This window comes from Streptomyces geranii (assembly GCF_002954775.1).
Lineage (GTDB): Bacteria > Actinomycetota > Actinomycetes > Streptomycetales > Streptomycetaceae > Streptomyces > Streptomyces geranii.
The window spans coordinates 314,883-328,698 of record NZ_KZ672952.1 but is presented as its reverse complement, the minus strand read 5'-3'; the positions used below and the strand labels follow the sequence as shown (position 1 = coordinate 328,698).

At 67.6% G+C, this 13,816-nt stretch carries 7 protein-coding genes; 6 read left to right on the top strand and 1 reads right to left on the bottom strand.

Annotated features, from left to right (window positions below; all coding sequences use genetic code 11):
• Window positions 1–5: 5 nt before the first annotated feature.
• The 6 genes from CW359_RS01260 (at window position 6) to CW359_RS01235 (ending at window position 10,996) form a co-directional block, all read left to right on the top strand.
• Window positions 6–974 (top strand): NPP1 family protein, encoded by a 969-nt coding sequence (locus tag CW359_RS01260; RefSeq protein WP_232838154.1) that lies wholly within the window; start codon window positions 6–8, stop codon window positions 972–974.
• Between the two features lie 52 nt (window positions 975–1,026).
• Window positions 1,027–3,375 carry an alpha-L-fucosidase gene (locus CW359_RS01255; protein WP_105968187.1) on the top strand — a complete coding sequence of 783 codons (2,349 nt, stop codon included), beginning with the start codon at window positions 1,027–1,029 and terminating at the stop codon, window positions 3,373–3,375.
• 406 nt (window positions 3,376–3,781) lie between these two features.
• On the top strand, window positions 3,782–6,964 hold the full coding sequence (locus CW359_RS01250) for a DUF1349 domain-containing protein (protein ID WP_105967784.1): 3,183 nt from the start codon (window positions 3,782–3,784) through the stop codon (window positions 6,962–6,964).
• 423 nt (window positions 6,965–7,387) lie between these two features.
• Window positions 7,388–8,656: a chymotrypsin family serine protease gene (locus tag CW359_RS01245; protein WP_157968461.1), complete on the top strand. Its 1,269-nt coding sequence runs from the start codon at window positions 7,388–7,390 to the stop codon at window positions 8,654–8,656.
• 377 nt (window positions 8,657–9,033) lie between these two features.
• Complete coding sequence (locus CW359_RS01240; protein WP_157968460.1) at window positions 9,034–10,179, top strand: fructose-specific PTS transporter subunit EIIC; 1,146 nt, start codon at window positions 9,034–9,036, stop codon at window positions 10,177–10,179.
• 85 nt (window positions 10,180–10,264) lie between these two features.
• On the top strand, window positions 10,265–10,996 hold the full coding sequence (locus tag CW359_RS01235) for a hypothetical protein (protein ID WP_157968459.1): 732 nt from the start codon (window positions 10,265–10,267) through the stop codon (window positions 10,994–10,996).
• 68 nt (window positions 10,997–11,064) lie between these two features.
• Here CW359_RS01235 and CW359_RS01230 read toward each other — a convergent pair whose 3' ends face one another.
• Window positions 11,065–13,437, bottom strand: a complete 2,373-nt coding sequence (locus CW359_RS01230; protein WP_105967780.1) for a helix-turn-helix transcriptional regulator — start codon at window positions 13,435–13,437, stop codon at window positions 11,065–11,067.
• Between the last annotated feature and the right edge of the window lie 379 nt (window positions 13,438–13,816).

Sequence of the window (13,816 nt, the reverse complement as noted above, 5' to 3'; positions counted from 1 at the left end):
TGCCGGTGAGCACCACCTCGTTCCAGCAGACGTTCATGCCGCTCTTCGACTACGACTCCAACAGCTGCTTCCCCGTCGCCGCCATCGACCGCAACGGCACCCTCAACGGTGGCCTCGACGACAGCGGGCCGGTCACCGGCCAGTGCCGCACCAACCACCTCGGCAAGGCCAACACCTACTCGCGCGTCAAGTGCAACAACGGCTGGTGCGCGATCCTCTACACCCTGTACTTCGAGAAGGACATGAGCTGCGCCGGCTGCACCCCCACGTCGCACCGCCACGACTGGGAGTCCGTCGTTGTCTGGGTGAAGCAAGGCGAGGACTTTCCCCGGCACGTCTCCGTCTCCGCGCACGGCCAGTACACGACCAAGGGGTACGGAGAGGTCGAGCGGGACGGCAAGCGGGTCAAGGCCGTCTACCACAAGGAGGGTGGCAGCACCCACAGCATGCGCTTCGCCAAGTCCGGGGAGCGGCCGGAGGCCTGGGGCGACGGCGGCTGGGACCACCCGGGCCTGGTCAGCTGGAACAGCTTCCCGGCCGGCAACAACGGCGTCAACCTCCAGGACCGGCTGAACAACTCCAGCTGGGGAGACGCGAACATCCCGCTGAAGGACAGCAGGTACCCCGTCGAGTTGGAGCGGGCTCTGCCTTACGGCGTCCCCTTCAACCCCCGGGGCTCACCGCCGGCCCGTACCCGACCGGAGGCCGTCGACGGAACTCCCGTTCCGTCGACGGCCGTTCCATGTCCAGGACGTCCACTGCCAGACGTCCGTCCTCGCCCGTCCTGCGACCGCGCCGGGTGTCCGCTTCCACGCCGACTGCCCCCGGAGCCTCAAGGACAGGGGCAAGGCCGGCGCCGGTGTTGCGTAGCCTCACTCAGCGGAAAGCTCTCGACCCGCGCACGTCGATCACGCCAAAGCTCCGGAGATCATCCCACCTTTCTTTCAACTCATCTTTCTTTACACCTCGCTTGACAGTACCGAACACCCCCTCGATCATCAGACATCCGATGAATTGAGGTTGCTCGTGGACACCTACCCGAGACGTCAGGTTCTGGGCACCGCGGCCGGAGTCGCCGCTGCAGCAGCCCTTCCCCTCGCCTCAGCTACGGCCGCGCACGCCGCCGGAGCGCTCACCGCGCACGCCGGGCCGTGGGCGCCCGTCCCCGACCCCGTCCCTGTGCCGCTCGACGCTCTCTACGACAACGACGGAGTCGACACCGCTTCCGCACGCGGCGGCGACTTCGACGGCTCGGGCTACACGTTCCCCGGCGAGGAACTCCCCACGGGCCGTGTCGAGGTCGACGGCGTGCCCTTCGACTTCCCGGCCTCGGACGCCGGCGCGAAGAACAATGTCGTCGCACTCGGCCAGCGCGTCGAACTGCCCAAGGGCCGGTACCTCTCCGCTGTCTTCCTGACCGCGGGCAGCTACGGCAACGCCTCCGGCAGAGCCACGGTCCACTACGCGGACGGCTCGACGACGACCGCCCCCCTCAACGGATCCGACTGGTACTCCGCGGGCGGATCCCTGTCGGCGCCGTACCGTTACCGGCCGGACGGCACCAGAGACGAACACCGGGTGGGGATCGGCACGTCCGATCTGTGGCTCGACCCGCAGCGCGACGCCGTGGCCATCACGCTCCCCGTGACCAACCCGGCGCAAGCGGACAAGACATCGCTCCACGTGTTCGCGCTGTCCCTGCAACCTGCCGCTCAGGGACGCGCGCTGGCTCTGCGCGGGGCCCGGTCCACCAACTCGCTGCTGGAGTCGTCGGGCGCGCAGAGTGTCGAAGCCACCGTCGTCAACGCGGGGACCGTCGCCGTCCTGGCCGCCGACGGAGTGTCGGTGGGCGTCGAGGTTCCGGGAGCCCGCACCGTCGAGGCCGCCCGGATACGCCGCCTGGACCCGGGTGAGCAGGCACGCGTCCGGGTCGGCGTACGCAACCGGGCGGGCACCGCCCCCGGCACGGTCCGCGACGGCGCCGTGACCGTCACCGGACGCGGAACCCAAGTCACCGCGCAGACAAGCCGGTTGACACTCGGAGTCGCCGACTACCAACCCGCCGCGTCCTCACTCTCCGGCCACCAGGCGCCCTACTGGTTCCAGGGCGCCAAGTTCGGCATCTTCATTCACTGGGGCGTCTACTCGGTGCCGGCCTGGTCGCCGGTCGGCAAGCAGTACGCCGAGTGGTACTGGAACCACATGCAGGACCCCGCGAACGCCGTACACGGGTACCACCGGGAGAAGTACGGCGAGAACTTCGCCTACGACGACTTCATCCCGATGTTCACGGCGGAGAAGTTCGATCCTCGCGCCTGGGTCGAGCTGTTCCGGGACGCGGGCGCGCAGTACCACGTGCTGACCTCGAAGCACCACGAGGGCTTCGCGCTGTGGGACACGAAGGTCTCCGACCGCAACTCCGTGAAGATGGGCCCGAAGCGGGACCTCGTCAAGGAACTCTTCGAGGCGTCGCGCCGCTACACCCCCGAACTCCACCGCGGGCTCTACTTCTCCATGCCCGAGTGGTTCAACCCGGACAACCCCTGGATGGGTCACGCCCCGCGCAATCCGTACACCCTGGAGCCGGAGCCCTACACGGGTTACAGCGCGGGCAGGGACTTCGTGAAGGACTACCAGGCCCCGCAGATGCTGGAGCTGATCCAGGGCTACGACCCGGAGCTCATCTGGTGCGACATCGGCGGCGCCAACGACAGCCTCCACGTCCTGGCCGAGTACTTCAACCACGCGAAGAACCGCGCCCGGCCCATCGAGGTCACCGTCAACGACCGCTCGGGCATCGGCGTCCACGACTTCACCACCCCCGAGTACGCGACGTACGACAACACGGTCGTCGCCAAGTGGGAGTCCAGCCGCGGCCTGGACCCGTTCAGCTACGGCTACAACCGGGCGACCCCGGACGACGCCTACATGACGACCGAGAAGGTCGTGCACAGCCTCGTCGACATCGTCTCCAAGAACGGCAACTTCCTCCTCGACATCGGCCCGCGTGCCGACGGCACCATCCCCGAGATCATGCAGACCCGGCTGCGCGAGACAGGCCACTGGCTGCGCACCAACGGAGAGGCGATCTACGACACCACGTACTGGTCCCGAATGGCCGAACTGGGCGAGGACCTGCGCTTCACCATCCGCCCTGACGAAGCCTTCTACATCCACTCCCTGGCCAGACCGGGCGCCAGACTCACCGTCGAAGCACCCATCCCGATCCGCAACGGCGACAAGGTCACGATGCTCGGCCACGGCCGGCCCCTGACCTGGACGATCAGCAACGGGGCGCTGGTGATCGACGTCCCCGAGGCCGCACGCAAGGCGGGGCAGCACGCATGGGTGTTCAAAGTGCACTGGTGCGCCTGAGACCCGAGGGACACCCGGAAATCGACCCTGGTCGCGACGGCACGACGCTGTTCGTGCAACGGCGACCTCGGCGTCGGCCGAGTAGGCGCTCTTCTTCGTGAGCGGGGCTGAACTGCTCGGCTGTTACGCCCAGTTCTCATGGGGTCGGGATGCTGTACAACCAACGATCCACCAGGTCTGGCGGCACCCGGTGTCGTACACACACCAGGTGCCGCGCACATGCGGACTTCCTGCGGAGTCCGTTCCCGGACCACGACCAATTTCCGTCCAACTCCTTGACGGCATACGTATGACGACTAATGTTACGTCGCCGTATCACCTCCCTCTCGCGCCACAGGGCTGTCTCCTCCTCCGACAGGGGCGCCCGCGCGGGCTGAGTGCAACCCGTACAACCGGAAGGTGTCAGATGCGCTCCACCCTTCTCCGTCAAGCCGTGCGTGACCGGGCCAGATCCTCTCTGGCCGTCGTCACCGTGCTCGGCGCCTCTGCCGCTGCCCTCCTCGGGCAAGCGGTCCCGACGGTCGCCGCCGGCACCACGCTCGGCGCAGCCGTTCCCGTCGGCACCACGCTCCATGCCGCACCCAACGGCAAAGGTGACGCCTGTTCGGCCCGTCAGCCGTGCTCCCTGACGAAGGCCAAGGCGAAGGTCCGAGCCCTCAACGACCGTATGAAGCAAGACATCACCGTCGAGCTGGCCGACGGCACGTACCGGCTCGCCGCGCCGCTCGACTTCACCGCCGCCGACTCGGGCACACGCGGTCACACCGTCACGTGGAAGGCAGCCGTCGGGGCCCACCCCGTCATCACCGGAGCCCGGAAGGCCACGGGCTGGACCCTGCACGACCCGGCCAAGAACATCTGGCAGGCGAAGGTCGGAGCCGGGTTCGACACCCGGCAGCTGTACGTGGACGGCCAGTTGGCGACGAGAGCCCGCACCGCGATCAGCCGTTCCCTCCTGACCGCGACCACCACCGGCTACACCTTCACCAGCAGCTCGCTGAGCTATCTCAACAGCCTCGCGCAGCCCGCCCGGACCGAGATCCACGGCATCGGGTCCTTTACCGACCGCTACGCCCCGGTGACCGGCATCAGCAGCGGCACCATCACCATGGCCCAGCCGTCGTGGGACAACAACACGTTCGGCTACGACACCCTGACCAGCCCCTTCCGGGCCGGTCCCCTCTACATCGAGAACGCCTACGAACTGCTCGACGCGGGCGGCGAGTGGTACCTCGACTCCGGCACCCTGTACTACAAGCCGCTCGCAGGGCAGAACATGAGCACGGCGGACGTCGAGGTCCCGAAGACGCAGTCGCTCATCCACATCGGCGGCAAGTATTCCTCCCCCGCCACCCACATCGCCTTCTCGGGGCTGCAGTTCTCGGGCACCAGCTGGCTGGGCCCCAACAGCACCGGTTACGCCAGCCAGCAGACCGGCGCGTACGCCACCGGTACCTGGGACCGTCCTTCGGACGCCCTCAGCTCGTGCCAGAGTGGCTGCGCGCTCTTCGAGGCGACGCGTCCGCACTGGGAGCAGATGCCCTCCGCGGTCCAGGTCTCGGCGGCCGACCACATCACGTTCACCGGGAACCGCTTCACCCAGCTCGGCCAGAGTGGCCTCGGCATCGGCAACGACGCCAACGCGCACGCCACCGGTGTGGGTCTCGGCGCCGACACCGTCACCGCGACCGGCAACGTCTTCACCCAGGACGCGGGCGGCGGCATAGTCGTCGGCGGCATCCGGGCCGACGCGCACCACCCCAGCGACAGCCGGATGACCAACCAGAACATCACCCTCAGCAACAACGCGATCCACGACGTGGCGCTCGACTACCGGGACATGTCCGCGATCCTGGTCACCTATGTCAAGGGCGCCTCGGTGTCCCACAACGAGGTGTACAACCTGCCCTACTCCGGCCTGACCATCGGCTACGGCTGGGGCACCAACGACATCGGTGGCAGCCAGGACTACGTCGACCGGGGCCTGTACGACTACCAGCCCGTCTACACGACCGCGACCACCGCCGCGAACAACCACATCACCGACAACTACATCCACGACATCATGCAGCAGATGAACGACGGCGGTTGCTTGTACACCCTGTCCGCGTCGCCCGGCAGCACCTTCGAACGCAACTACTGCCACACCAACAACAACTACTTCGGCTTCTACCACGATGAGGGTTCCCGGGACTTCACGGACACCAACAACGTCTTCCGCAACACCGGTCGCTGGGCCACCCAGAACGGCAACTCCACCAACAACACGGGCGCGCTCACCCTCAAGGACAACTGGGCGAGCAACAGCGACACCAACATCTTCGACGGCGGACGCGGTGACGTCGTGAGCGGCACGGTGATCGTCACCGACGGCAAGTGGCCGTCCGGCGCGAGGGCCGTCATGGACAACGCCGGCATCGAGTCCCGCTACCGGCCCCTGACCACCGACCCGGTCGCCGCCCCCTACACGGGCTACTCCTCCACGCCCGCCACCACCGGCCAGAGCGGCGGCATCTTCACCGTCACCGACGCGGGCGCCGGCATCTGGCGGGCAGGCAAGCAGCGCGACGACGCCTACGGCACCGTCTTCCAGGCGGGCGCCGCCGTCAACGGCACCTCGGTGACCGCCCGGGTCGACCACCTGGACAACACCAGCGGCGGGGCCAAGGCGGGTGTCGTCCTGCGCAACGACCTCACCGGCGAAGGCTCCTCCCCGGGATACGCGGTAGCGGTGGCGACCCCGGGCAAGGGCGTCAGCTTCCAGTGGGACTCCAACGCCGACGGCTACCTCGACAAGCTGACCTCCACGGCTGCCACCGTCAAGGCGCCGGTCTGGGTACGGCTCACCCGCACCGCCACCACGGTGTCCGCCTCCTACTCCACCGACGGATCCACCTTCACCCAGATCGGTTCGGCGGTGACCCTGCGGTCCATGGCGGCCACCCAGGACGCCGGCGTCATCCACACCGCGGGCGCCCGCACCCCGGGCAGCGCGACGTTCAGCAACCTGCGGATCGTCACCTCTCCCTTCAGGGCCTACAGCTCCGTCCCGGCGGTGGTGAGCCAGAAGCAGGGGGTGACGTTCCTGACCAACGCGGGCATCGACACCTGGGCCTCGGGCGCGGCACAGCACGACGACGACTACTCCACGGCCTACCAGCCCGGAGCCGCCGGAACCTCGTCGACCGTCACCGTCCACCTCGACAGTCAGGACAACACCAACGCCTGGGGCAAGGCCGGCCTGATGCTGCGCAACGACATCACCGGCACCACCAAGTCGACCGGATACGTCGTCCTCGCCGCCACCCCCGGCAACGGCGTCAACCTGCAGTGGGACTCCGACGGCGACGGCTACCTCGACAGGGGGGCCACCAAGACCGGAAGCGACGCCATCGCCCCGGTCTGGCTCCGCCTGGTCAGGAACGGTACGTCGGTCACCGGCTCCTACTCCGCCGACGGCACCACCTGGACCACCGTCGGCACCGCGACATTGACCGGGGCGAACACCACCCTGGACGCGGGCATGTTCTTCACGGCGCACACCGGAGCACCCGGCACCGCGAAGTTCAGCGAGTTCTCCGTCAACTGAGGCAAGCGGAGCGAAAACTGACGCGAGCGGAGCGGACGAACCGCCGGTAGTCCGGCGACGGGCCCCGCGTGATGGTGCGACACGACCATCACGCGGGGCTTCGCCATGTTCGCGCGCAACTCGTCCTGGCCTGCCCTCGCCGCATCACCGACGGAGTCCGGGCCTCGGTTCGGGATCTCACCCGCGTAGGACCCCGGGGTGGCTGCCGAGACCTCGCGTACCCGTCTCGCGTACCCCCGTAAAAGTACGCATAGCCCCGGTGCGTACCCCGCATTCATTCTTTTCTCATACAGCAGACGTCATACGACAGGTGGGGCGGTGGGCCATGGAAGTCGCGTTGACCGGGTCCGTAAAGCGCGGGTGCGACCTCTGGCGGCCCGACGGGGCGATATCTCCCTAATCTGCCGCGGGAATCGATTTCCCGTGCGGCTCAAGGATTCCCCCTGCGAGGGGAAGCTGCGACGGATCAGATTCCTGATTCGTTCTCCAAAAGAATCAAGGATGCACATGAGTTCGAGGAAAAGGGTGAGGCGCACCATTGCGGTGCTCCTCGCGAGTGCGACCGCAATGGGCATGACGGTGATGTCGGGTGCCGCGTCGGCCTCTGCGGCCACCCAGGCGTCGCCCAAGGAACCGAGCCAGGCGCAGTGGCAGCAACTCGACAGGGTTGCGCGGTCGAACAAGGCGCTCGGTGTCTACGGCCTCACCGACACGGTGCTGATGCTTCCCGCCGGAACGTCCGCCGCCAAGAAGGCCCAGGTCCAGTCGGAAATCCCGGCCGGGATGAAGGTCGCGGTCAAGATCAGCGAATTCACCAAGAGCACGGTGGACAACCTCCAGAAGGAGGTCATGAAGGGCAAGTGGACCAGCAACCCTTCCCGGTACGCCATCGTGGCCGCATACGACGGTCAGAAGGACAAGCTGGTCACCAGTCTCGAGGCCCCCAAGTCCGTCGGGTACGCGCTGGAGCGCAAGTACGGGGACGCCGTCGAGGCGCAGCCCGGACGTGTCACGCCGGAAGCCACCCGCTTCACCGACGTCTCCCCCTTCTGGGGCGGAGGGTCGATCCAGAGCGGGACCGGTACCTGCACGGCCGGCTGGGCCATCAAGAACAAGGCGTCCGGCAAGCACTACATGGTCACGACATCGCACTGCGCCCCGCTGAACACCAACTTCTATACGCAGCAGGGAAAGTTCTTCGGCGCGGTCACCAAGCTGGACAACAGTCTCGACGCCGAAGCCCTCTCAGGTAAGGACTATGGTGCTCGGCTCTTCTCCGGCGGTACCCAGGACAGTAGTTCCGCCCTGTATGTCGACACCTGGACAGGGTGGACCTACCTCGGCCGGAAGACGTGCGTCAGCGGGCGGACCACGTACAACCACTGCGGTCACCCGGTCAGCTTGAACAGCATGTCCATCTCGTACGACTTCTTCGGTGTGAAGAAGTCGATCAGGAGCACAGCAGTCTTCCTCACGGACCGGGGCGGAAACAGCTGCTGCCCCGGCAAGTTCACCGCTCCGGGCGACTCCGGTGCTCCTGTCTATGTGGACCCGACCCACAACGGCGGTGTGAACATGGTGGGAATTCACCACGGAAAGGTTTTCTGGAATTTCGCGGATCGCATGGCGAACATCCACGCCAGTGACATCCTTTCCTCGTTCAACTCCGAAATGATTGTCGAGCCGTCGTGATGTGGCCTTCGACAAGTGGGCCAGGAGCGACATGGACACGCAGTGGACGCGCCCGGTCAGCGGAGTGAAGTCGACCGGTTGATCCCGTCCGTGTGTGCTGCGCCGACCTGTCGGGCATGAGGTGTCGTCCCTCTGCCGAGGGACGACACCCGGCCCGAGACCCCACGCCGCGGAACTCCCCGCGTGGGTGCCGACTCACCCGTCCCGTTCTGCCGCAGGGCGCTGGTCTCCCCGAGGTCCGTACGACCCCTACCCCTCCCTCGCCCCTGTCCCGCGTTCCCTCAAGCCCGGACATCTGCCCCACGGGCAATTCACGCACCTGGAGCCCTCCCGTGTACCTACCCAGGAACAATCACCTCCCGCATTCACCCGCCCCCATGGACCAGGGCTCCGCCCCGAGCGGTCACATCGGCCTTCGGCTCGCCGGGTGGTTGGTACGGGGCATGCCCTACATCGGCTCTCTCACCGGGGTCGGGGGGCTGCTGATCGTCCTTTCGTACGTCATCGGCGGCCCCGAGATCTCCACGAGGGCGGCCGGGCTGCTGAACGACGGCTCCTGGGCCCACGCCGACACCTGGGCCGCGTTGCTGCTGAAGGCCGGTGTCAGCGCCATGGCCCTGCTGCCGCCGGTCGTCGCCGGATACCTTGCCTACGGCATGGCCGGCCGTCAGGCCATGGTCGCCGGCGCCATCGGCGGCGTGGTCGGCATGTCATTCAACGGTGGTTTCCTGGCCGGGCTGTTCGCGGGCCTGGTAGCCGGTGCGCTTGCCGTGGCCATGGAGCGGATCAGCCTCCCCTTGAAGCTACGCGGCATCACTTCCATGCTCGTCATCCCGCTCCTGGCCGGCGTCGCCACCGTAGCCGTGGTCTTCACGCTGCTCGCGCCACAGGTCAATGACCTTTTGGCGTGGCTGGACAACCAGCTGCCGCCGCTGACTTGGGGCAGTGCCGCGCTGTGCGGCATGGTCCTGGGCCTGATGGTCTGCTTCGACCTCAGTGGGGCGATCAGCAAGACCGCGATCACCTTCGCGGTGACGGGTGTCACGGTCGCGCCGAACTCCCTCAACTTCACGATCATGGCGGCGGTGGTGGCGGCTGCGATGGTTCCCCCGCTGTCCCTGTCGCTGGCCACGGTGGTGCGCCGCTCGCTGTTCACCGAGGACGAGCGGACCTATGGCAAGGTCGCCTGGCTGTTCGGCGCGGCCTTCGTGCCCGAGGGCGCGATTCCCTTCGCGGTGGCCGACCCCCTGCGTGTGCTCCCGGCGGGCATGGCCGGCGGTGCGGTGACCGGCGCGCTGACCATGACCTTCGGCAGCACCATGAAAGCCACCGACGGCGGCCTCTTCTCGGCCGGACACCTCGGCAAGCCGTTGCTGTTCGTGGCTGCCGTCGCGGCCGGTGTCCTCGTGACGACCACGATCCTGATCGTGCTCAAGAGCATGCGCGGCCCTATCGCGCCGGCGGAGGAAAGCAAGGCCGCCACCGCCACCCCGACCCGCAAGAAGCAGCTGGTAGCGGGCTGAAACGCCTGACTGCACAGCGGGATTCACTCGACACATGGCGGAGCGGTTCCGTCCATGGTCCACAGAGAAAACAGAAGGTGGAACGATGCAAGGAAGAACCCGCCGAGCGCTGTTGCTGAGCGCCATCCTGTCCGCTTCGCTCGTTCTGGGGGCCTCTCCGGCGAGCGCGATGACGTCCCCGTCGGACATCGGCGTCAGCGACGAGGACTGGGCACAGATCGCGGAACTCGGGGAGTACAACAACGCACTCACGACGTTCGTGGACGACTCCGGTGAGATCACCCTGGTTTTCACGGGTGGACACGCGGCTGACGATCTTCAGTACCCTGACGACTTCGAGCTTTCCGACCCGGACATCGTTCTCTACGGGGAGTTCAGCCAGTTCGACACGAACGAAGAGGTCGACGCGATCCAGGTCGACACCGTCGATCAGATAGCGACTGCCGGTTACACCGCGGTTTCCACCTACAACCCGGACGTCGACGTGGTGGATGTGGTCACCACGGCCCCGTCGGATGTCACGGATCCGTTGGTCTCCACCTACGACAGCAAGATCAGGATCATCGAGGGGGAACCCGAGGCGAATTCGGCCCCCGGCGGCACAGCGCACGACTCGGCGAAGAAGCACCACGCGAAGAAGCACCACGCGAAGAAGCACAGCAAGAAGCACAGCAAGCACAGCAAGAAGCACGCCGCGAAGAAGCCGGCGTCGAAGAAGCACGCGAGCGCCAAGTCCGCCAAGTCCGCCAAGAAGGCGACCGCAGCCGCCACCCGGAAGGTGACCAAGGTCGTCCTCACACCGGCCAAGGCGCACTGACACGTTCACGACGCCGCCCGGCTGGGGAACACCCCAGCCGGGCACCCGGCTTTGTCGGCGGGAACGTCCTACGAGGTGGGCACCTGATGGGCCGTCCACCAGGACGCGATCCGGGCGCGGGACGTGAAGCCGAGCTTGGCCATGATGTTCTCGATGTGGCCCTCGACCGTGCGCGGAGAGCGTTTGAGGGCGCCGGCGATCTGCCGGTTGCTCATCCCGTCGGCCACCAGCGCGGCCACTTCCCGTTCCCGGGGGGTCAGTGGGCCCGCGACCGGGGGAGCGACCGCAGGTGGCACAGCCGACAGGCTGCAGGCGATGGCTTCCGCAGGGCAGTCATGACGGCCGCCCCCGGCGATGGCGGCCTCGGTGACGGCAGCCTCGTACGAGGCGGGCGCCGACGGTGGCACGGTGCGCAGGGCGTAGGTGATGGCCTCCTCGGGGCAACCATGACGGCCGCCCTCGTCGAGGGCGGCCCCGTACGCCGCCTTGCCGAGCACCCGAACGATGCCCTCCTCGCACCTGGCGTGCTGGTCGACCATGTGGGGGCCGAAGGTGGAGATGTCGGTGTCGGTGTCCCGCCAAAGGGTACGAGCGGTACCCAGCAGCAGCGCCGCCTGCTGGTGACCACCGTCGGCGGCGGTCACCCAGGCGAACTCCTCCAGCATCAGCGCGACCCTGAGACGGTCGTTGAAACCCTGCTCGTTCTCCAGCGCGGCCCGGATCATCGCCGAGGCAACCCGCAGGTCACCGCGGACCCAGGCGTCATAGCCGACGGTCCACTGCGCGTGTGTGCGGACCAGCCGGTCGTCGTGCCTCTCGGCAAGAGCCAGCGCCCGTCTGCACGTTTCGGTGGTCCGTGGGTCCCCGAGGTGCGACTGGGCGGTGGCCATCAGGATCAGCGCGTAGACCACACCGGTCTCCTCACCCGTCTCCATGTGCGCGCTCACCGCCTCCTCCAGCAGCGACACCGCCTCCGTCAGACGCCCGCCGAACAGCGCCAACGTGCCCCGCAGACTCACGACATGGGCACGCACCACCTGGTCACCCACCCGCTCACCGAGCTTCGCGGCCTCGTCCAGCCACTTGTGGGCTGCGGCGTGATCGCACTGGAGCACCGCCACCCAGGCGGCCACCCACAGCCCCCTGGCCCGGGCCGGAGTCGGCTCGGGCGCGGCGGCCAGCGCCTGCTCCAGCCAGCGGCGTCCCTCACCGAGGAACCCTCCCTCGCACCAGTGGAAGCGCAGCGCGGAGGCCAGTGCCAGGGTGGCCTGGGGGTCGCAGTCCAGGTCGAGCACCGTGCGCAGATCGGCGTGCTCGGCCCGCAGCCGGGCCAGGCTCTCCCGCTGGCCGGGGCCGTACCAGCCGTCGGCGATGCGTTCGGCGAGAGCCAGGTAGAAGGCCTGGTGCCGGTGGAGCGTCCGCTGTTCCTCGCCGGCCTCGACGAGCCGCTCCCGCCCGTACTGGCGGATGGTCACCAGCAGCCGGTAGCGCGGCAGGCCTTCGCGCTCGGTGGGCAGCACGACGGACTGCGCGACCAACTGGTCGAGGAGATCGAGCACCTCGTCCTGGTGGATGCCGTCTCCCGAGCAGACGGCCTCGGCAGCGTCGAGCCCGAAGTCGCCGGCGAAGACCGACAACCGGTTCCACAGCAACCGCTCGGCCGGAGTGCACAACTCGTGGCTCCAGTCGACCAGGGCGCGCAGGGTGCGCTGCTGGGGCCGGGCCGCGCGGCTGCCGGTCGCGAGGAGAGCGAATCGGTTCTCCAGCCGGTTCACCGCCTCGCCGACGGTCAGGGTCCGCAGTCTGGCAGCGGCGAGTTCGATGGCCAGCGGAAGCCCGTCCAGGGCGGCACAGAGCCGGAGGACCTGGGCGCGGTTGGCGTCGGCAACCGTGAAATCCGGTCGCACCGCAGTGGTTCTGTCCCGCAGGAGTTCCACGGAGTCGTCCAGTGGCAGCGGCGGTACCGCGAAGACATGCTCGCCGTAGATGCCCAGCGTCCGGCGGCTCGTCGCCACGACACGCAACCGGGGGCAGGCCGAGAGCAGGGTGTGCACGAGTTCGGCGCAGGCGTCGACGAGGTGCTCGCAGTTGTCCAGGACGACGAGCGGGGACCGGCGGGCCAGGAAGACCGCCAGCTGCTCGACGACGGGCTTCGTGCCCAGGTCCGGAACTCCCAGTGCGGCTGCCAGGGCGTTCACCGTCAACGAGGGGTCCCGCACCGGGGCCAGGTCCACCAGCCACACGCCGTCGGCGAAATCCGTCGCCGACGCGGCGGCCACCTCCAGCGCGAGCCGCGTCTTGCCCACCCCGCCGGCTCCGGTGAGTGTGATCAGCCTGCTCGCGCTCAGATGACGGCGGAGGTCGGCGATGTCCTGGCGCCGGCCCACGAACGTGGTCAGGGCCGCCGGAAGATTCCCCATATCCGATACCGGGATCGTCATGTTCCTTCTCGTACTTCAACGGCTCGCGAAAGTCCTTGAAACGTCCTGATTCCTGCTCGGGGGATCGGAGGCCCGGCCCGCTTCGCCGGGAGCGGTCGGGGCCGGGGGAGGGGCAGGGTCCCCGTTCTTGCTGCGATCAAGGAATCAACCCTCCGTGCCCCCTGGGCGCCGCGTACCACTGGCGACGTCACCGAGCTGTCTGGCTGTAGAAAATGCCTGATAGCTCTATCTATCAGTAGTAAAAAACGTTTACCCCATTGGTCATGATCTTTTACTCCGGCTTTTCCATATCCTGGGCGGGTTCTTACCCGCCCGGCGCGCGTATATGGCCGTCGGCGGGGTATCAACGAACTCCAAAGACCCGCGAAGAAACACCAAG